This window comes from Rhodoferax sp., from assembly GCF_014859475.1.
Classification (GTDB): domain Bacteria; phylum Pseudomonadota; class Gammaproteobacteria; order Burkholderiales; family Burkholderiaceae_C; genus Rhodoferax.
In genome coordinates, this window is sequence record NZ_JACUUE010000040.1 from 1 (window position 1) to 18,329 (window position 18,329).

An 18,329-nucleotide genomic window follows, 5' to 3' on the forward strand; every position below is an offset into this window, starting at 1 on the left:
GGCGAGTTCCCGGAGCTGCAAGGCATCATGGGCGGCTACTACGCGCGCCACGACGGCCTGGGTGCTGATGTTGCCGAGGCCATTGAAGACCACTACAAGCCGCGTTTTGCCGGCGACACCTTGCCGCGCAACCTGACCGGTGTGGTGGTGGCGCTGGCCGACAAGCTGGAAACGCTGGTCGGCATGTTCGGCATTGGCAACCTGCCCACCGGCGACAAAGACCCGTTTGCCCTGCGCCGCCATGCGCTGGGCGTGATCCGCATGTTGGTGGAAAAAGACCTGGCGCTTGATCTGAATGCGCTGGTGGCCGCCGCCGTTCCCGCGTTTGGCGAGCGCATTGTGAATCCGGTCGCGGCCTTGCTCGACTTTGTTTATGAACGGTTTGCCGGTGCGCTGCGCGAGCAGGGTTACAGCGCGCTCGAGGTCGATGCCGTGCTCGCCTTGCGCCCGCAGCGCTTGGGCGACGTGCCGCGCCGCTTGGCGGCAGTGCGCGCCTTTGCCGCCTTGGCCGAGGCGCCGGCGCTGGCAGCGGCCAACAAGCGCATCGGCAACATCCTGAAAAAAGCCGATGCCGATGCCGCAGTCGATGCACACGTCAGCGAACTGCTGCTCCAGGAGCCGGCCGAAAAAGCGCTGGTTGCTGCCATGCAGGACATCACGCCGCGCGCTCAGGCGCAGTTTGACGCGGGCGATTACACCGCCGCGCTGCAGACCCTGGCGGCCCTGCGCGCGCCGGTTGATGCGTTTTTCGACAGTGTGATGGTCAACGCCGAGGCGCTTGACCTGCGCCTGAACCGCTTGGGTCTGCTCAAAACCCTGCACCTGGCGATGAACCAGGTGGCCGACCTGTCGCGCTTGGCCGCTTAAACCGCAGGACTTGCCATGACCCCGATCAAACTGGTGATTCTGGACCGCGACGGCACCATCAACGAAGACAGCGACGACTTCATCAAGTCGGCCGACGAATGGCGCCCTTTGCCCGGCGCGCTCGAAGCGATCGCCCGGCTCAACCATGCGGGTTGGCACACGGTGGTGGTGAGCAATCAGTCGGGGCTGGGGCGTGGGCTGTTCGAGGTGTCAGATTTGAATGCCATTCACGCCAAGATGCACCAGATGCTGGCAGCGGTGGGTGGCCGCATCGACGCCGTGTTTTACTGTCCGCACACGCCCGATGACGCATGCCAATGCCGCAAGCCCGCTACGGGTCTTTTCGAGCAAATTGCCGATCGTTACGGACTCGATCTCAAGCATGTCCCGGTGGTCGGCGATTCGGCCCGCGATCTCATGGCCGGTGTGGCGGTGGGGTGTGAGCCGCATCTGGTGCTGACCGGCAAAGGTGTGGTGTACAAGGGCAGGGCCTTGTCGGATGCGTTCCCGCCCAACACCCAAGTGCATGAAGACTTGTCTTCGTTCGTTGACTTTTTGCTCAGCCGCGAAGAAGAACAGACCTGAAACCATGCTGGCGCTGATCCGCTCAATCGTGCACATGGCCTGGATGGTGCTCACTGTGATTCCCTGGACCATGGGGGTTTTGCTGGTGTCGCTGTTCTCGCGCCGCGCCGCCTGGTGGACTGCGGTTAACTGGTTCAGCGTGGTGATGTGGGGCACGCGCGTGATTCTGGGCGTGCAGTTCAAGGTGCTGGGTTATGACAACCTGCCGCTTGGCAAAAGCAGCGCGGCGGTGCTGTTGTCCAAACACCAGTCGGCACTTGAGACCCTGCTGCTGCCCACGCTGATGCCGCATCCGCTGGCTTTCGTGTTCAAGCGCGAATTGCTCAAGGTGCCATTTTTTGGCTGGTCGATGGCGCGCCTGGACATGATCCACATCAACCGCGAATCGCGCACCGAAGCCATGAAACACGTCATCGCGCAGGGCTGCCGCCTGCTTGCCAACGGCACTTGGGTCATCATGTTTCCCGAGGGCACACGGATGCCGCGCGGCCAAAAAGGCAGCTACCAGACGGCTGGCACGCGGCTCGCCGTGCAGTCGGGCGCGCCGGTGGTGCCGATTGCGGTGGCCACCGCGCGCTGCTGGCCACGCGATGGTTTTGTCAAACACGCCGGCGTGGTAACGGTGTCGATCGGCCCGGCCCTGCCCAGCGCAGGGCGCGACCCCAAGGCCCTGATGCGCGAGGCCGAGGCCTGGATCGAGACCGAGATGCGCCGCATCGACCCCGAGGCCTATTCGCCCCATTGAGTCAGTTGCAAGATGCATCCCTTGTTGCGCTTCACGCTGGATTTGTTTGGGCCGGACCAGGTTTTGGCGCAAGATGCCCAGACGCCAAGGGCGATTGAGCATTTCCGCCACCCGCAGGCCAGCCGCGAAGTGCGCTTGGGCCATGCGCTGGTGGCCTATGAGTTCAAGCGTGGCCAGCGGCGCAGTATCGGCTTCAGCGTCGGGCCGCAGGGCTTGGCGGTGCGTGCGCCCAAGTGGCTGCCGCTGTCTGAGGTGGATGCCGCGCTGAAGCAAAAGTCGGACTGGATTTTGCGCAAACTGCAGGAAGTGCGTGAGCGCCACGCGCGACTGGCCGAGCACACCATTGTGTGGCGCGACGGTGCCAGCCTGCCGTTTTTGGGACAGACGGTGATTCTTCAACTTGACCCGGCGCATGATTTTTGCCCGGCAGGTGCGGCGCTGGTGGTAGATGCCCCCGCGGCACCAGAACAGCCGGCCATCGCGGGCAAGCCGCCACCCATGGCGCTGCGCTTGAGCCTGCCGCATCACGCCACCGCGGATCAGATTCGCGATGTGGTGCAAGCCTGGCTGATGCGCCAGTCAAAACGGGTCTTTCAGGAGCGGCTCGACCACTTTGCGCCGCTGCTCGGGGTGCAATGGAAAAAGCTGGCGTTGAGCAACGCCGGCACGCGCTGGGGCAGTGCGCGCATCGATGGTTCAATCCGGCTCAACTGGAGACTGATTCATTTCAGCATGGCGGTGATCGACTACGTGGTGGCGCACGAGCTCAGCCATTTGCGCGAGATGAACCACGGTCCGCGCTTTTGGGACACGGTGCAGTCGGTGGTGCCCAACTATGCCGCGTTGCGTCAGCAGCTTAAAACCGAGCCTGCGCCACGCTGGACCTGAAGCCGGATCGGGGCGCCAGCTTGGGCAAGCAAGTTCGCGCCGGATTTGCTTCATAATTGACCTTTACGTTAACGTCAATTCAACGCAAGCATTCTTCATGGCACACACCTACAGCATCGGCGACCTGGCTCGGGAGTTTGACCTGACCACCCGCGCCATGCGCTTTTACGAAGACATGGGGCTATTGCAGCCCGAGCGCACCGGCCCGGCTGGGCGCAACCGGGTGTACAGCAGCCGTGACCGCACGCGGCTCAAGCTCACACTGCGCGCCAAGCGCCTGGGTTTCAGCCTGGTCGAGGCCAAAGAGATCATCGACATGTACGACAGTCCCCGCGACACCGCCGTGCAGTTGGAAAAATTCCTGCTGGTGCTGAGCCAGCACCAGCAACAGCTCGAAGCCCAGATGACAGACCTGCAGGCCAACCTTGATGAACTCAAGGTGCACCAGCGTGAGGCCCGTGCCTTGCTTGCCAAAACCCAATCAAAGAAAGCCAAAGCATGAGCCACGCCGAGCCGCCGCTGCAGCGGGTGCAGACCAGTTTTGAGCGCCAGGGCCTGATGCGCCATTGGGGCGCGCAGCTTGAGCGGGTCGAGCCCGGGCTGTGCGTGCTGAGCTTGCCGTATTCGGACAAGGTGACGCAACAGCAGGCGGGCTTTCACGGTGGCGCCATGGGCGCGCTGGCCGACATTGCGGCCGGTTATGCCGGACTGACCCAGGCCCCGGTGGGCATGGAAGTGGCGAGTGTTGAATACAAAATCAATTTTTTGGCCGCTTGCCAGGGTGGCAAATTGTGGGCTACCGGGCGTGTCATCAAGGCCGGTAAGCGCGTGATTGTGACCAGCGCCGAGGTGCTGCACGTGGCCGATGATGGCGGCGAGACGGTCTGCGCGGTGTTGCAGCAAACCCTCATGGCCGTGCCCAAAACTTACTGAATTCCTTGCTAAATTTTCAATTCCACCCAACAAAATCAAACTCAGGAGATAGACCCATGAACAACTTGCCCGGACTCAACTTTCAACTCGGTGAAGACATTGATGCGCTGCGCGATGCGGTACGCGACTTCGCCCAGACCGAGATCGCCCCGCGCGCGGCAGAGATCGACCGAACTGACCAGTTTCCGATGGACCTGTGGCAAAAAATGGGCAGCTTGGGCTTGCTCGGCATTACCGTGGGCGAAGAGTATGGCGGTGCCAATATGGGCTATCTGGCGCACATGATCGCAATGGAAGAAATCAGTCGCGCCAGCGCCTCGGTGGGCCTGTCTTATGGCGCGCACAGCAACCTGTGCGTGAACCAGATCAGGCGCAACGGCACGCCCGAGCAGCGCCAAAAATACCTGCCCAAACTCATCAGCGGCGAGCATGTGGGCGCGCTGGCCATGAGCGAGACGGGCGCCGGCAGCGACGTGCTGTCGATGAAACTCAAGGCGGAGTGGAAGGAGCCAAGTGTCTCGGGAGGCGGCTACTACTTGCTCAACGGCAACAAGATGTGGATCACCAACGGCCCCGATGCCGACACGCTGGTGGTCTACGCCAAAAGCGAGCCCGAGCTGGGGGCGCGTGGTGTTACCGCCTTTTTGATCGAAAAGGGCATGCCAGGCTTCAGCATCGCGCAAAAGCTCGACAAGCTGGGCATGCGCGGCAGCCACACCGGCGAGCTGGTGTTCAACAACGTGGAAGTACCCGAGGCCAACATTTTGGGTGGCCTGAACATGGGCGCCAAGGTGCTGATGAGCGGGCTCGACTACGAGCGCGCCGTGCTCACCGGTGGCCCGCTGGGCATCATGCAGAGCGTGATGGACAACGTTATTCCCTACATTCACGACCGCAAGCAGTTCGGCCAGAGCATTGGCGAATTTCAGCTGATCCAGGGCAAGGTGGCTGATATGTACACCGTGCTGCAGGCGGCGCGCAGCTTTGCCTACACCGTGGCCAAAAACCTCGACTTGCTGGGGGTGGAGCACGTGCGCCAGGTGCGCAAGGACTGTGCCTCGGTGATTTTGTGGACCGCCGAAAAAGCCACCTGGATGGCCGGTGAGGGCGTGCAGATTTTTGGCGGCAACGGCTACATCAACGAGTACCCGCTGGGCCGCCTCTGGCGCGATGCCAAGCTGTACGAGATTGGGGCTGGCACCTCCGAGATTCGGCGCATGCTGATTGGGCGCGAACTGTTCTCTGAAACTTGCTGATCTGGCAAGACGCCCCGGTAACATTGGCGCATGACCTCGTCTCTCCAACACCTTCTCGACAACAACCGGCAATGGGCAACCCGTATGGAAGCCCAGCGGCCTGGTTTTTTCAGCCATTTGGCGCAGCAACAAATGCCCAAATACCTCTGGATTGGTTGCGCTGACAGCCGCGTGCCGGCCAATGAGATCACCGGGCTCGACCCCGGCGAAGTGTTTGTGCACCGCAATATCGCCAATGTGGTGGTGCATTCGGATCTGAACGCTTTATCTGTGATCCAGTTTGCCGTGGACCATCTCAAGGTCGAGCACATCATGGTGGTCGGGCATTACGGTTGCGGCGGTGTGCTGGCGGCGCTGCGCGGCACGCGCGTGGGCCTGGCCGACAGCTGGCTGCGCCATGTGCATGACGTCAAGCTGCGCCACCGCTGCCGCCTGGACCACCTGAGTGTGGCCGAGCAGGAGGACACGCTGTGTGAGATGAATGTGATCGAGCAGGTGGGCAATGTGGCCTTGAGCAACACGCTGCAGGATGCCTGGGCACGCGGCCAAAAGGTGGCGGTGCACGGCTGGTGCTATGGCCTCAAGGACGGCCTGGTGAAAGATTTGGGCATCACCATGCAGAAGTCGCAGGAAGTGGTGAGTGTTTTTCGTAATGCCTTCAAGCGTTACCCTCGTGCGATGCTGCAAAAATAAGCTCTCAGTTAAAGGTTGTTCATGTTTCCTACTCGTCTTGATTCCACGCTGGCTTACGACATTGCCAAAGCCCTGATCGACGGCTTTAACCGCCACTACCGGCTGTTTCGCACCGAATCGGCGCGTGCCAAACACCGTTTCGAGACGGCCGACTGGCACGGCCAGCAGCGCGCCCAGCGCGAGCGCATCGAGTTTTATGACCTGCGCGTGCGCGAGGCATCGAACCGGCTGGAGCGCGAGTTCAAGGCCGGCGAGCATCCCATGACCATCTGGCACCAGGTCAAGCTGCACTACATCGGGCTGCTGGTGGATCACCACCAGCCCGAGCTGGCCGAGACTTTTTTCAACTCGGTCACCACCAAAATCCTGCACCGCAGCTACTTCCAGAACGACTTTATTTTCATTCGCCCGGCGGTCAGCACCGAGTACATTGAAAACGATGAAACCGAGAAGCGGCCCACTTACCGATCCTACTATCCGTCTGCGCACAACTTGCCCGAAGTGCTGCAGCAAATGGTGCGCGACTTCGACTTGCGCCGCGAGTTTCAGGACCTGGCCGGCGACGCAACGCTGGTGGCGCAAGCCATGCAAGCCGTGCTGGGTGACGTGAAACTGCGCGCCAATTACCAGATTCAGGTGCTCTCAAGCCTGTTTTTCCGCAACAAGGGTGCCTACATTGTGGGCAAGCTGATCAACGGTTACAACGAGTTTCCATTCGCGTTGCCGGTGCTCTACACCGCGGGTGAAACCCGGCTCGCCATCGATGCCATCCTGTTCGGTCAGGACGACCTGTTGATGCTGTTTTCGTATGCCCGCGCCTATTTCATGGTGGACATGGAAATCCCCAGCGCCTATGTGCAGTTTTTGCGCAGCATGATGCCGCTGAAACCGCGTAACGAACTGTACAACGCGCTGGGTCTGGCCAAGCAGGGCAAGACGCTGTTTTACCGCGACTTTATCTACCACCAGCGCCATTCCACCGACCAGTTCCGCATTGCGCCGGGCATCAAGGGCATGGTCATGCTGGTATTCGATTTGCCCAGCTTTCCTTATGTGTTCAAGGTCATCAAGGACTTTTACCCGCCGCCCAAGGAAACCAGCCGCGAGCAAATCAAGGGCAAGTATTTACTGGTCAAGCAACACGACCGGGTGGGCCGCATGGCCGACACACTGGAATACAGCGAGGTGGGTTTTCCGCGCGCCCGCTTTACCGACGAGCTGATTGCCGAGATCGAAAAGTTTGCCCCCAGCCAGCTCGAAATCAGCGACCGCGATGGCAATGGCGAGCTCGAAGTGATCCTGAAACACGTCTATATCGAGCGGCGCATGATCCCGCTCAACATCTATCTGCAGGAAGCTTTTGACGCCGGTGGTGCCGACCCCGCCAACACCAGCCCGGCGGCGTGCCAGGCCCGCGAGCAGCTTGAACATGCCGTGATCGAATATGGCAACGCCCTGAAAGACCTGGTGGCTGCCAACATCTTTCCCGGGGACATGTTGTGGAAAAACTTTGGCATCACGCGCCACGGCAAGGTGGTGTTTTACGACTACGACGAGATCGAATACATCACCGACTGCGTCTTTCGCCGGGTGCCCCAGGCGCGCAACGAAGAAGAAGAAATGTCGGGCGAGATTTGGTACAAGGTTGGTCCCAAGGACGTGTTTCCCGAAACCTTCGGCCCGTTTCTGTTGGGCAATGCTGCCGTCAAGGATGTTTTTTTAAAGCACCACGCCGACCTGCTCGACGTGGCGTTCTGGCAAAGCCACAAGGAGCGCATCCAGGCCGGCTACGTGTATGACGTGTTTCCGTACGACCAGCACAAACGCTTTCACCCCGAACGCGCCAATGCCCAGATGCCGAAGGCGATTTAGCTTGCGCCGGGCTCAATAACCCGTGCGCACATGTTGTCAAGGCGCAAGCCTTATTTTTAATGAAGGAGTTTGACATGACGGATTCAATCGTGATCGTGGGGGCTGCACGCACCCCGCTGGGCAGCTTTCAGGGCGACTTTGCGGCGCTGGCCGCGCACGACCTGGGCGGCGTCGCCATCAAGGAGGCTTTGGCGCGCGCCATGCAGGGTTCCAAATTGACCGCCGAGATGGTCGATGAGCTGATCTTCGGCAACTGCCTGATGGCCGGCCAAGGCCAGGCGCCGGCACGACAGGCCGGTTTCAAGGGCGGCCTGCCCAAAAGCACCGGTGCCGTCACCATGAGCAAGATGTGCGGCAGCGCCATGCGCGCCACCATGTTCGCCAACGACATGCTGCTGGCAGGCAGTGCTGACGTGCTGATGGCCGGCGGCATGGAGAGCATGACCAACGCGCCGTATCTGCTGCCCAAGGCGCGCGCCGGTTACCGCATCGGCCACGACCGCATTTTTGACCACATGATGCTCGACGGCCTGGAAGACGCTTATGAAGCCGGCCGATCAATGGGCACTTTTGGTGAGGACTGTGCCGCCAAATACGGCTTCACGCGGGCGCAGCAGGACGCTTTTGCCACCACCAGCGTGCAGCGCGCCCAAGCCGCCACCGCGTCGGGCGCGTTTGCGCCAGAAATCGCGCCGGTCACGCTCAAGGGCCGCAATGGTGACACTGTGATCAGCATCGACCAGGGGCCGGGCAAGGTCAAACTCGACAAGATCACCAGCCTCAAACCCGCCTTCAAGAAAGAGGGCACCATCACCGCGGCCAGCAGCTCCAGCATCAACGACGGCGCTGCGGCGCTGGTGCTGATGCGTGCCTCTACAGCCGCCAAACTCGGCTGCACGCCGCTGGCGCGCATCGTCAGTCATGCCGTGCACGCGCAAGAACCCGAATGGTTCTCGACCGCGCCTGTCGGTGCCAGCCAAAAAGCGCTGGCGAAGGCCGGCTGGGCGGTGAAAGATGTGGACTTGTGGGAGGTGAACGAGGCTTTTGCCGTGGTGCCGATGGCGCTGATGCACGACCTGGGCTTGAGCCACGACATCGTCAACGTCAATGGTGGCGCCTGCGCGCTGGGCCACCCGATTGGCTGCAGCGGCGCGCGCATCATCGTCACGCTGCTGTACGCACTGCAAGCCCGTGGCCTGAAAAAAGGCGTGGCCAGCCTGTGTATTGGCGGCGGTGAGGCCACCGCTGTGGCGCTGGAAATGCTCTGAACGAAATTGACGAAATCCCACGCACAGCGGGTAAATCATCCCACATTGACTTTTTCAGACCACACCATGCTACTAACCCAAGACCAGGAAATGATCCGCGACGCGGTGCGCGACTTTGCGCAACAAGAGCTTTGGCCCAATGCCGCCAAGTGGGACAAGGAACACCTTTTTCCCAAGGCGGCGCACCAGGGCCTGGCGGCGCTGGGCGCCTACGGCATTTGCGTGCCGGAAGAACTGGGCGGCGCCGGTCTGGACTACCTGACGCTGGCGCTGGTGCTGGAAGAAATTGCCGCGGGCGACGGCGGCACCAGCACCGTGATCAGCGTGACCAATTGCCCGGTGAACGCCATCCTGCTGCGCTATGGCAATCCGGCGCAGCAAAAGCAGTGGCTGACACCCTTGGCGCAGGGCCGGATGCTGGGCGCCTTTTGCCTGACCGAGCCGCATGTGGGCTCGGATGCCTCTGGCCTGCGCACCACGGCGGTCAAGGAAGGCGACGGTTATGTCATCAACGGTGTCAAGCAGTTCATCACCAGCGGCCAAAATGGCGACGTGGCCATCGTCATTGCCGTCACCGACAAGGGCGCTGGCAAGAAGGGCATGAGCGCTTTTTTGGTGCCCACCAATGCCCCAGGCTACACCGTGGCGCGGCTGGAAGACAAGCTCGGCCAGCATTCGAGTGACACCGCGCAGATCAATTTTGACAACTGCCGCATCCCGGCAGACAACCTGATCGGTGCCGAGGGCCAGGGCTACGGCATCGCCTTGGGCGGGCTGGAGGGCGGGCGCATCGGCATTGCCGCGCAAAGCGTGGGCATGGCGCGCAGCGCGTTCGAGTTTGCCGTGCAATACGCCAAAGAGCGCCAAAGCTTCGGCACCGCCATCTTCAACCACCAGGCGGTGGGCTTCCGGCTGGCCGACTGCGCCACGCAACTGGAGGCGGCCCGGCAACTGATCTGGCACGCCGCGGCCTTGCGCGATGCCGGCAAGCCCTGTCTGAAAGAAGCCGCCATGGCCAAGCTCTTTGCCAGTGAAATGGCCGAGCAAGTGTGCAGTGCCGCCATCCAGACGCTGGGCGGCTATGGTGTGGTGAGCGACTTCCCGGTGGAGCGCATTTACCGTGACGTGCGCGTCTGTCAGATCTACGAAGGCACCTCTGATGTGCAGAAGATCATCATTCAGCGAAATCTCTGACCCGCAAGGTGTCAAGCCAAGTTGAAGGACGCTTCGGGGTGGTCTGTGCAGCGCTTCACGGCCTGGGCGGATGGGGCCATGAATTGACGAACAGCAATCAGCGCGCCACGCTCCGCTATGATTCAGTCAAAACAAGGCACTCTTTATGCGCATCATTATTCTGGGAGCCGGGCGGGTTGGCGAGAGCGTTGCCGAAAGCCTGGTTTCCGAGCAAAACGACATCACCCTGATTGACCCCGACCCCGAGCTGCTGCGCACTCTGGAAGACCGGCTTGACCTGCGCGGCGTGCCCGGCAACGGCATTCAGCCCTCAGTGCTGCGCCGTGCTGGCGCGGAAGACGCCGACCTTTTTGTGGCCTGCGCCGCACTCGATGAGACCAATCTGACGGCCTGCAAGGTGGCGCACGACGTGTTTGGCATTCCCATCACCGTGGCACGGTTGCGCTCGCCCGAGTTCGAAGAGGGCGGCGAGTTGCTGGGCAAGACCGGTTTTGGCGTGACGCATGTCATTTGCCCCGAAGAGTCGGTCATGCAGTACATCCACCAGCTCATTGACTACCCCGAGGCTTTGCAGGTGCTGGAGTTTTCGCGCCAGCGCGCGCACCTGATCGCCATGCGTGCTGCACATGGTAGTGCGCTGGTCAACCACACCATTGGTGAATTTCGCGGCCTGTTTCCGTGGGCCGAGATGCGCGTGGTGGCGGTCTATCGGCAAGATGCCGAGGTCCCCATCGGACCCGATACCCGGGTGCTTGCCGGCGACGAGGTTTTTGTGGTGGCCGACAAGCAAAAAATCCGTGACGTGCTGCGCGCCATCCACAACAATGACCAGCCGGTGCGGCGTGTGCTGATTGCGGGCGGTGGCAAGGTGGGCCTGCGGCTGGCGCGCAGCCTGATTGGCCAGTGCGAGGTCAAGATCATTGAACGCGACCGCAAGCGCTGCAAATACCTGGCCGGCGAGTTGCCCGCCAGCATGCTGGTGCTTGAGGGCGACTCGGCTGATGAAACCCTGCTGATCGAAGAGGGCGTGGGGCAGATGGATTTATTCATCTCGCTGACCAACGACGACGAGGACAACATTTTGTCGGCGATGCTGGCCAAGCGACTGGGTGCCAAGCGCGTGATTGCGCTCATCAACCGGCGCGTTTACGCCGAGATGATGCAGGGCAGCACCATTGACATTGCCATCACGCCGGCCCAAACGGTGATCGGCGAGCTGCTGATTCACGTGCGCCGAGGTGCGCTGGCTGCCGTGCACAGTCTGCGCCGTGGCGAGGCCGAGGCACTTGAAGGCGTGGCGCGGGGCGACCACAAGTCGTCACAACTGGTGGGGCGCCGCATCGAGCAAATCAAACTGCCCGACGGTGCGCGCTTTGGCGTCATCGTGCGGGGCGAGGGCCGCGACTGCGAGGTACTGATGCCGCACCATGACCTGGTGATTCAGGAGGGCGACCACATCATCATCTTCATTCCGAACAAGCGCCTGCTCAAGCCGGTGGAAAAATTGTTTCAGGTCAGCGCAAGCTTCTTTTGATGTCGAGTATGTCGAGTCTGGCACCTGTTTTCAACATTCTGGCCCGTATCCTGGTGGGCTATTCCTTTTTGTTTCTGGTGCCGATGGCCTGGGCCTGGCAGCTGGACGCACCGGCGCTGCTGGACGTATGGTTGCAAAGCATGGCCGTCACGCTGGCCTTGGCCCTGATGCTTTGGTTGCTCACGTCACGCTTTCAGCGCGAACTGCTGCCGCGCGATGGCTTCCTGCTGGTCAATCTGGTCTGGACAGTGCTGCCCGCCTTTTCTGCTGTGCCGCTGGTGCTGGCTGTGGATGGCATGAGTTGGACCGATGCCTACTTCGAAGCCATGAGCGGGCTGACCGCCACCGGCGCCACAGCGCTGTCCGGGCTCGATGGCCTGCCGGTGTCGGTCAATGTGTGGCGCTGCTTTCTGCAGTTGATCGGCGGCCTGGGCGTGATGCTGCTGGTGGTGGCGGTGCTACCGCTGCTGGGCTTGGGCGGCGTGCAGCTTTACAAGGCCGAAACCCCTGGCCCCATGAAAGATGCCAGGTTGACACCGCGTATTGCCGAGACGGCGCGCGGCTTATGGGGCATTTATTTTGTGTTTTCCACGGCCTGCATGCTGGCTTATCACCAAGCCGGCATGAGTTGGGCCGATGCCTTCATGCACATGTGCAGCACCATGGGGCTGGGCGGTTTCTCGTCGCATGACGCGAGTTTTGGTTTTTGGAGTTCGCCTGACATTGAGCTGGTGGCAATCGTTTTCATGGCCCTGGCGGGCATCAGTTTTGCACGTTATTTCATTGTCTGGCGGGCGCGTTCGTTCCGCTCGATGTGGCGTGACACCGAAGTGCGCGCCTACGCCGTGGCGTTGAGCGTTTCGGTGCTCGGCTTGACCGTGCTGCTGCTGGCGCACAACACATTCGTCCAACCGCTCGACGCCTTGCGTGCAGCGGCTTTCCACGTCGTATCGCTGGCGACGACCACCGGTTACGCGTCGGCTGACTATGCCCTGTGGCCGGTATTCGCGCCGGTCTGGCTCATGTTTCTGGGTACTTTTGTGTCGTGCGCCGGCTCCACCGGTGGTGGCATCAAGATGGTACGTATGGTGCTGCTCATCAAGCAGGCGCGCCGCGAGCTGGTGCGCGCCATCCACCCGCGCGTGGTGAATCCGGTCACGTTGGGGCGCGCCACCATGCCGGCCACCGTGATTGCGGCGGTGATGGCATTCATGCTGATTTATGGCGCCAGCACTATTGGCTTGACCATGCTGATGTTGCTCTCGGGGCTGGACGTTGTGACAGCGTTTTCTGCGGTGGTCGCCACCATCAACAATATCGGCCCGGGCTTGGGTCTGGTCGGACCAAGCTCCAATTTTGGTGTGCTCACAGATTTTCAGACTTGGGTGTGCACCGTGGCCATGCTGCTTGGCCGGCTTGAGCTGCTGGCCGTGATCGTGCTGTTTGTGCCGCAGTTCTGGCGCAAGTAGCAGGTTTTGCAGGTACTTATTTTTCAACAGGAGTTTCCTCATGCCAATCACCAAAGGCTACCAACAGCTCGTGGCCGAGGCCATGGCGCAGGTCAAAACCTATACGGTTGACGAAGTCAAGGCGCGTCTTGGCGACCCAAAAGTACAAGTGGTTGACATCCGCGACGTGCGGGAGCTCGAGCGCGAAGGCACGGTGCCGGGCTGCTTTAACGCGCCGCGCGGCATGCTCGAATTCTGGGTCGATCCGGCTTCGCCTTATTACAAACCGGTGTTCGGCGACGACAACAAAGAGTACATTTTGTTTTGCGGTGCCGGCTGGCGCAGCGCGCTGGCCACCAAGGCCTTGCAAGAAATGGGCATGACCAACGTGGCGCACATCGACGGTGGTTTTGCCGACTGGGTCAAACAGGGCGCGCCGCTGGAAACCTACGAGCAACACAAGGCGCGCCGCCACACCAAGGCATAAGCTGATTACGCGACAAGCCCTTGGTCGCCACCCTGGTGTCTGAATTCTGCGGGCGATAGCCCGGTCCAGCCCCGAAAGGCGCGCATGAAGCTTTTTTCGTTCTGAAAACCTGCAGCCTGGGCCACCTGTTTGATCGGTCGCTGGGTGCGCAGCAACAGCGCACTGGCGTGGCTTTGGCGCACCTCGTCTTTGAGTGCCTGCAATGACGCGCCTTCGTCCTTGAGTTGTCGGTGCAGCGTGCGCGGCGAGATGGCCAACAGCGCAGCCAGGTCGCAGGCGTTGTGCGTGCTGGCGGGCTGGGTGCGCAAGGCCTGGCGCACCCGTTGCACCAGCAGGCGGTCGCGCCGGTATTGCAGCACCGTCAGGGGCAGGGCGCGCTTGAGCATCTGGCGCAAGGCGGCCTCGTCGCGCTTGAGTGGCAAGTCAAGGTAGCGGGCATCGAAACGGATCGCGGCGGTGCCTGCCTCAAAAGTGCTGGGGCAGGAGAACAGCACCTCGTAAACATCTTGGTGTGCCGGCGCGGCAAACGGAAACTGCGCGCCTTGCAGGGCAATGCGTGAGTCAATCAGCCAACACGCCAGGCCATGAACATTGCGCAAAACCGACACCAGGCAAAACTCGCGCAAGGCTTTCAGCTTGCGCTGCTCGGTGATGGTCAGCGTTGCCTGTTGCCCCGCGCAAGTGAGCTTGAGGTTGATGTCGTCTGCAATCAGGCCGTGGTGGCGACACCAGCGCTTTAAGGCCACGCCCAGCGTGGGTGCACTGATGGAGGCACGCGCCAGCATGCCGTAACTGCCCCAGGGCAGGCGGCGGCTGAACCAGCCCAGGCCCTCGTCGTCGAGCTCCTGCATGGCCGCGCCCGAGATGCGCTCCATTTGCAGCGCGCTGATCCGATGCGCAGGATCGTGCAAAAACTCTGGCTTGATTTGTGCCGCCTGCAAGGCTTGTGCCGGGTTTTTTCCATATTTTTTGTAGGCCTGCACAATGGCCGCGACAAAGGCGATCGGGGTGATTGCGACCAACTTGACAGGTGTTGGCAATGGCGTGACAGGCGGTGATTGTGGCCGTTGACGGCTTGATTTTGGCATGCTGCGAAGTATCTTCAATAACGGCACGATTTGCAACCTTCTTGACGCCACCTGTCCCACTTGTTGTTCTATGCTCAAGCCATCACAATGGCCTGCCCATGCAAGACCTCCATTGACCCACAGAAAGACTGCCATGCCCGTTCTGGAGACAAAACTCAACGCCCGCTCTGCCGACTTTTCGGCTAACGCCACCGCCATGCGCGGTTTGGTGGATGACCTCAAGGCCAAGGTCACCCAGGTTGAAATGGGCGGTGGCGACGCGGCCCGCGCCAAACACACGGCGCGCGGCAAGTTGTTGCCGCGCGACCGGGTGCAGATGTTGCTCGACCCCGGCACGCCGTTTCTGGAACTCTCGCCGCTCGCCGCCTTGGGTATGTACCCGGACCGCGACGGCAGCGACAGCGCACCCGGCGCCGGCCTGATTGCCGGCATTGGCCGCATCGAGGGTGTCGATTGCATGATTGTCTGCAACGACGCTACCGTCAAAGGCGGCACCTACTACCCCGTGACGGTCAAAAAGCACCTGCGCGCACAAGAGGTGGCTCAGCAAAACCGCTTGCCCTGTATTTATCTGGTGGACTCGGGCGGCGCCAACCTGCCGAACCAGGACGAGGTGTTCCCCGACCGTGACCACTTCGGTCGCATCTTCTTCAACCAGGCCACCATGAGTTCGCTGGGCCTGGCGCAAATTGCCGTGGTCATGGGCAGCTGCACTGCCGGCGGCGCCTATGTGCCGGCCATGAGCGACGAGGCGATCATCGTGAAGAATCAGGGCACCATCTTTTTGGGCGGCCCGCCCTTGGTGAAAGCGGCCACCGGCGAGGTGGTGAGCGCCGAAGACCTGGGCGGCGGCGACGTGCACACGCGCTTGTCAGGCGTGGCCGACCATCTGGCGCAAAACGACCTGCATGCGCTGGCGCTGGCCCGCACCGCTGTCAAAAACCTGAACAAGGGCAAGCCCGTGGTGGCCACCGACCATGCGCCCGCCGCGCCCAAATATGCGGCGCAAGAGCTGTATGGTGTGATCCCGGTGGACACGCGCAAGCCCTTCGACGTGCGCGAGATCATCGCCCGCATCGTCGATGACTCTGACTTTGGCGAATTCAAGTCGCGCTTCGGCACCACGCTGATCTGCGGCTTTGCCCGCATCGAGGGCATGCCGGTCGGCATCATCGCCAACAACGGTATTCTGTTCAGCGAATCGGCGCTCAAAGGCACGCACTTCATCGAACTGTGCTGCCAGCGCAAGATCCCGCTGGTGTTTTTGCAGAACATCACCGGCTTCATGGTCGGGCGCAAATACGAAAACGAAGGCATTGCCCGCAACGGCGCCAAGATGGTGACGGCGGTAGCGACCGCCGCGGTGCCCAAATTCACCATCATCATCGGCGGCAGTTTTGGCGCCGGCAATTACGGCATGTGTGGCCGCGCCTTTGGCCCGCGCTTTTTGTGGATGTGGCCCAACGCGCGCATTTCGGTGATGGGCGGCGAGCAGGCGGCGAGTGTGCTTGCCACGGTGCGCCGCGACGGCATCGAACTCAAGGGCGGGCAGTGGAGTGCGGCAGAGGAGGAGGCCTTCAAAGCCCCGATCCGCCAGCAATACGAAGTGCAAGGCCACCCTTACTTTGCCACCGCCCGGCTGTGGGACGATGGCATCATCGACCCCGCCGACACCCGTCGTGTGCTGGCGCTGGGCTTGTCAGCCAGCCGCAATGCGCCGATTGAAGACACCAAATTTGGACTTTTTCGCATGTGATGTGTATGATTTACGTATTTCATACACATTCAAGGATTTAGCCATGCGAACCAATATCGACATCGACGACAAGCTCATGGACGCCGTTATGGCCACGGGCGACTTCAAGACCAAGCGCGAGGCGGTCGAGGCGGGCTTGCAGCTCATCAAGCGGCGCAAAGCGTATGACGCTTTGTTGGCAGCGCGTGGTACTTTGTTTTGGGACGACTCCGATGAAGCGTGGGCACGAAGTCGTGCTGAGGCTGAGGCACAAGCGCTCACACAAACCAGCCAGATCGATCGGCCAAAGGCTGCCGTGGTTGAAAATGTTGTCGAACTTGCGGTGCACGAACCCACTGCCGCTTACAAGGTAGCCGAGACCGATCAGTTCAAGCCTGCGCGTAAAAAGCGTACCGATGCCGCAGCATCCATGCGTGTGAACAAGGGCGCTAAAGCATGATTCTGGTCGATTCCAGCGTCTGGATCGATTTTTTTCGCGGCACGTCGAACGCTGTGACTGCACACTTGGTCGAGTTGCTTCAAGGCGGACAGGGTGAGGTCGAAGTGGGTGTGGCTGACCTGGTGATTTACGAGGTGATGCGCGGTTTTGATAAACCCAAAGACCGTCAGCGCGCCAAAAACCTGTTGCTGGACATTTCAATGGTGGAAATCGGCGGCCTGGACAATGCCCTCTTGGCTGCCGAACATTACAACGCACTGCGTCAAAAGGGCTACACCATCGCCAGCCCGATTGACGTGTTGCTGGCCAGCTACTGCGTCACCCACGGCCATGCCTTGCTGCACCGCGACGCCGATTTTGATGTGATCGAAACGCTACGAGGTTTGAAAACATGGCCACACTAACGATCGAGTCGGGCGCTGTGGCGCGTGTCGCCCTGAACCGCCCCGAGGTGCGCAACGCCTTCAACGACGAGGTGATTGCTGAACTCACCCAGGCCTTCAGCCAGCTGGGCCAGGACCCTGACGTGCGCGCGATCGTGCTGGCCGCTTCAGGCCCGGCCTTTTGTGCCGGCGCCGACCTCAACTGGATGCGCCGCATGGCCGACTACACCGATGCCGAAAATCTGGCAGACGCAGCCCAACTGGCCGAGATGTTGCACGTGATCTACACCTGTCCCAAGCCCACCGTGGCGCGTATCCAGGGCGATGTTTATGCCGGTGGCATGGGCTTGGTCGCCGCCTGCGACATGGCGGTGAGTGTGGCTACCGCCAACTACTGCCTCAGCGAAGTCAAGCTCGGCCTGTACCCGGCCACCATCAGCCCTTACGTGATCCGCGCCATGGGCGCGCGCGCCGCGCATCGCTACTTTTTGACCGCCGAGCGCTTCGACGCGGCCGAGGCCTTGCGCATCGGTTTTGTCCACTCAGTGGTGCCCGCCGGGCAACTCGACGGCCAAGTGGCGGAAATCACCAAGGCGCTGGTGAACGCCAGCCCCAACGCCGTCAAGGAATGCAAAACCCTGCTGCACGACGTAGCCGGCAAAGACATCGACACCGCCCTGATCGCCCACACGGTGCAAGGCATCGCCAGCATTCGCGCCAGTGCCGAGGGCCGGGAGGGCGTGCAGTCCTTCCTGCAAAAGCGCAAACCCAACTGGCTGGTTTAGCAGGCATGGACATGAACCAGGAAGCCGTCACTGCGAGCGTAGCGTACCCGGCCCGATACCGCACCCAGACCTTGAAAAGAGACTTCGTCATCGCGAGCCCCCCGTACC

At 61.4% G+C, this 18,329-nt stretch carries 19 protein-coding genes; 18 read left to right on the top strand and 1 reads right to left on the bottom strand.

Annotation, left to right across the window (positions count from 1 at the left end):
- From glyS to IBX54_RS05980, 14 genes are all read left to right on the top strand, one after another.
- Window positions 1-867: glycine--tRNA ligase subunit beta (gene glyS, locus IBX54_RS05915; RefSeq protein ID WP_296541739.1), on the top strand; the 867-nt coding region annotated here is incomplete at its 5' end.
- Window positions 868-882: 15 nt separating this feature from the next.
- A complete protein-coding gene (gene gmhB / locus IBX54_RS05920; protein ID WP_296541740.1) occupies window positions 883-1,452 on the top strand; it encodes a D-glycero-beta-D-manno-heptose 1,7-bisphosphate 7-phosphatase in 570 nt (189 codons plus the stop codon).
- A 7-nt stretch (window positions 1,453-1,459) separates the two neighbouring features.
- Window positions 1,460-2,197 carry a 1-acyl-sn-glycerol-3-phosphate acyltransferase gene (locus tag IBX54_RS05925; RefSeq protein WP_296541756.1) on the top strand — a complete coding sequence of 246 codons (738 nt, stop codon included), beginning with the start codon at window positions 1,460-1,462 and terminating at the stop codon, window positions 2,195-2,197.
- 12 nt (window positions 2,198-2,209) lie between these two features.
- Window positions 2,210-3,085 carry a M48 family metallopeptidase gene (locus IBX54_RS05930; protein WP_296541741.1) on the top strand — a complete coding sequence of 292 codons (876 nt, stop codon included), beginning with the start codon at window positions 2,210-2,212 and terminating at the stop codon, window positions 3,083-3,085.
- 97 nt (window positions 3,086-3,182) lie between these two features.
- A complete protein-coding gene (locus tag IBX54_RS05935; protein ID WP_296541742.1) occupies window positions 3,183-3,587 on the top strand; it encodes a MerR family DNA-binding transcriptional regulator in 405 nt (134 codons plus the stop codon).
- Entirely contained in the window at window positions 3,584-4,018 is a 435-nt protein-coding gene (locus IBX54_RS05940) for a PaaI family thioesterase (protein WP_296541743.1), read from the top strand. Before IBX54_RS05935 ends, IBX54_RS05940 begins: the two co-directional genes overlap by 4 nt.
- 56 nt (window positions 4,019-4,074) lie before the next feature.
- On the top strand, window positions 4,075-5,274 hold the full coding sequence (locus IBX54_RS05945) for an isovaleryl-CoA dehydrogenase (RefSeq protein ID WP_296541744.1): 1,200 nt from the start codon (window positions 4,075-4,077) through the stop codon (window positions 5,272-5,274).
- A 30-nt stretch (window positions 5,275-5,304) separates the two neighbouring features.
- A complete protein-coding gene (gene can, locus IBX54_RS05950) occupies window positions 5,305-5,967 on the top strand; it encodes a carbonate dehydratase (RefSeq protein WP_296541745.1) in 663 nt (220 codons plus the stop codon).
- 21 nt (window positions 5,968-5,988) lie between these two features.
- Window positions 5,989-7,839, top strand: coding sequence for a bifunctional isocitrate dehydrogenase kinase/phosphatase (aceK, locus tag IBX54_RS05955; protein WP_296541746.1), 1,851 nt, complete (start codon window positions 5,989-5,991; stop codon window positions 7,837-7,839).
- 74 nt (window positions 7,840-7,913) lie between these two features.
- Window positions 7,914-9,107, top strand: a complete 1,194-nt coding sequence (locus IBX54_RS05960; RefSeq protein WP_296541747.1) for an acetyl-CoA C-acyltransferase — start codon at window positions 7,914-7,916, stop codon at window positions 9,105-9,107.
- 66 nt (window positions 9,108-9,173) lie between these two features.
- The gene (locus tag IBX54_RS05965; protein WP_296541748.1) at window positions 9,174-10,301 is read left to right on the top strand and encodes an acyl-CoA dehydrogenase family protein; all 1,128 of its coding nucleotides are present in this window, start codon (window positions 9,174-9,176) and stop codon (window positions 10,299-10,301) included.
- Window positions 10,302-10,446: 145 nt separating this feature from the next.
- Window positions 10,447-11,835 carry a Trk system potassium transporter TrkA gene (gene trkA / locus IBX54_RS05970; RefSeq protein ID WP_296541749.1) on the top strand — a complete coding sequence of 463 codons (1,389 nt, stop codon included), beginning with the start codon at window positions 10,447-10,449 and terminating at the stop codon, window positions 11,833-11,835.
- 8 nt (window positions 11,836-11,843) lie between these two features.
- Window positions 11,844-13,304, top strand: coding sequence for a TrkH family potassium uptake protein (locus IBX54_RS05975; protein ID WP_296541757.1), 1,461 nt, complete (start codon window positions 11,844-11,846; stop codon window positions 13,302-13,304).
- Between the two features lie 40 nt (window positions 13,305-13,344).
- Window positions 13,345-13,770 carry a rhodanese-like domain-containing protein gene (locus tag IBX54_RS05980; RefSeq protein WP_296541750.1) on the top strand — a complete coding sequence of 142 codons (426 nt, stop codon included), beginning with the start codon at window positions 13,345-13,347 and terminating at the stop codon, window positions 13,768-13,770.
- A 5-nt stretch (window positions 13,771-13,775) separates the two neighbouring features.
- On the opposite strand, the gene IBX54_RS05985 is transcribed toward IBX54_RS05980, so the two are convergent.
- Window positions 13,776-14,792: an AraC family transcriptional regulator gene (locus IBX54_RS05985; RefSeq protein WP_367141816.1), complete on the bottom strand. Its 1,017-nt coding sequence runs from the start codon at window positions 14,790-14,792 to the stop codon at window positions 13,776-13,778.
- Window positions 14,793-14,991: 199 nt separating this feature from the next.
- Between IBX54_RS05985 and IBX54_RS05990 the strand changes: the two genes are divergently transcribed.
- Genes IBX54_RS05990 through IBX54_RS06005 form a run of 4 tightly spaced genes read left to right on the top strand, consistent with a single transcriptional unit; the run spans window position 14,992 to window position 18,221 of the window.
- Window positions 14,992-16,614: a carboxyl transferase domain-containing protein gene (locus tag IBX54_RS05990; RefSeq protein WP_296541752.1), complete on the top strand. Its 1,623-nt coding sequence runs from the start codon at window positions 14,992-14,994 to the stop codon at window positions 16,612-16,614.
- On the top strand, window positions 16,595-17,053 hold the full coding sequence (locus tag IBX54_RS05995) for a type II toxin-antitoxin system VapB family antitoxin (RefSeq protein ID WP_296541753.1): 459 nt from the start codon (window positions 16,595-16,597) through the stop codon (window positions 17,051-17,053). The genes IBX54_RS05990 and IBX54_RS05995 overlap by 20 nt, the downstream gene beginning before the upstream one ends.
- Complete coding sequence (locus tag IBX54_RS06000) at window positions 17,050-17,457, top strand: PIN domain nuclease (RefSeq protein ID WP_296541754.1); 408 nt, start codon at window positions 17,050-17,052, stop codon at window positions 17,455-17,457. Before IBX54_RS05995 ends, IBX54_RS06000 begins: the two co-directional genes overlap by 4 nt.
- Window positions 17,445-18,221, top strand: a complete 777-nt coding sequence (locus IBX54_RS06005; RefSeq protein ID WP_296541755.1) for an enoyl-CoA hydratase/isomerase family protein — start codon at window positions 17,445-17,447, stop codon at window positions 18,219-18,221. The genes IBX54_RS06000 and IBX54_RS06005 overlap by 13 nt, the downstream gene beginning before the upstream one ends.
- Window positions 18,222-18,329: the final 108 nt, after the last annotated feature.

Excerpts from the sequence above, each read along its gene's own strand:
- can (WP_296541745.1), top strand. The coding sequence starts at position 5,305 with ATGACCTCGTCTCTCCAACACCTTCTCGACAACAACCGGCAATGGGCA.
- IBX54_RS05975 (WP_296541757.1), top strand. The coding sequence starts at position 11,844 with ATGTCGAGTCTGGCACCTGTTTTCAACATTCTGGCCCGTATCCTGGTG.
- aceK (WP_296541746.1), top strand. The coding sequence starts at position 5,989 with ATGTTTCCTACTCGTCTTGATTCCACGCTGGCTTACGACATTGCCAAA.
- IBX54_RS05945 (WP_296541744.1), top strand. The coding sequence starts at position 4,075 with ATGAACAACTTGCCCGGACTCAACTTTCAACTCGGTGAAGACATTGAT.
- IBX54_RS05940 (WP_296541743.1), top strand. The coding sequence starts at position 3,584 with ATGAGCCACGCCGAGCCGCCGCTGCAGCGGGTGCAGACCAGTTTTGAG.
- IBX54_RS05960 (WP_296541747.1), top strand. The coding sequence starts at position 7,914 with ATGACGGATTCAATCGTGATCGTGGGGGCTGCACGCACCCCGCTGGGC.
- IBX54_RS05935 (WP_296541742.1), top strand. The coding sequence starts at position 3,183 with ATGGCACACACCTACAGCATCGGCGACCTGGCTCGGGAGTTTGACCTG.
- IBX54_RS05930 (WP_296541741.1), top strand. The coding sequence starts at position 2,210 with ATGCATCCCTTGTTGCGCTTCACGCTGGATTTGTTTGGGCCGGACCAG.
- trkA (WP_296541749.1), top strand. The coding sequence starts at position 10,447 with ATGCGCATCATTATTCTGGGAGCCGGGCGGGTTGGCGAGAGCGTTGCC.
- IBX54_RS06005 (WP_296541755.1), top strand. The coding sequence starts at position 17,445 with ATGGCCACACTAACGATCGAGTCGGGCGCTGTGGCGCGTGTCGCCCTG.
- IBX54_RS05990 (WP_296541752.1), top strand. The coding sequence starts at position 14,992 with ATGCCCGTTCTGGAGACAAAACTCAACGCCCGCTCTGCCGACTTTTCG.
- gmhB (WP_296541740.1), top strand. The coding sequence starts at position 883 with ATGACCCCGATCAAACTGGTGATTCTGGACCGCGACGGCACCATCAAC.
- IBX54_RS05965 (WP_296541748.1), top strand. The coding sequence starts at position 9,174 with ATGCTACTAACCCAAGACCAGGAAATGATCCGCGACGCGGTGCGCGAC.
- IBX54_RS06000 (WP_296541754.1), top strand. The coding sequence starts at position 17,050 with ATGATTCTGGTCGATTCCAGCGTCTGGATCGATTTTTTTCGCGGCACG.
- IBX54_RS05980 (WP_296541750.1), top strand. The coding sequence starts at position 13,345 with ATGCCAATCACCAAAGGCTACCAACAGCTCGTGGCCGAGGCCATGGCG.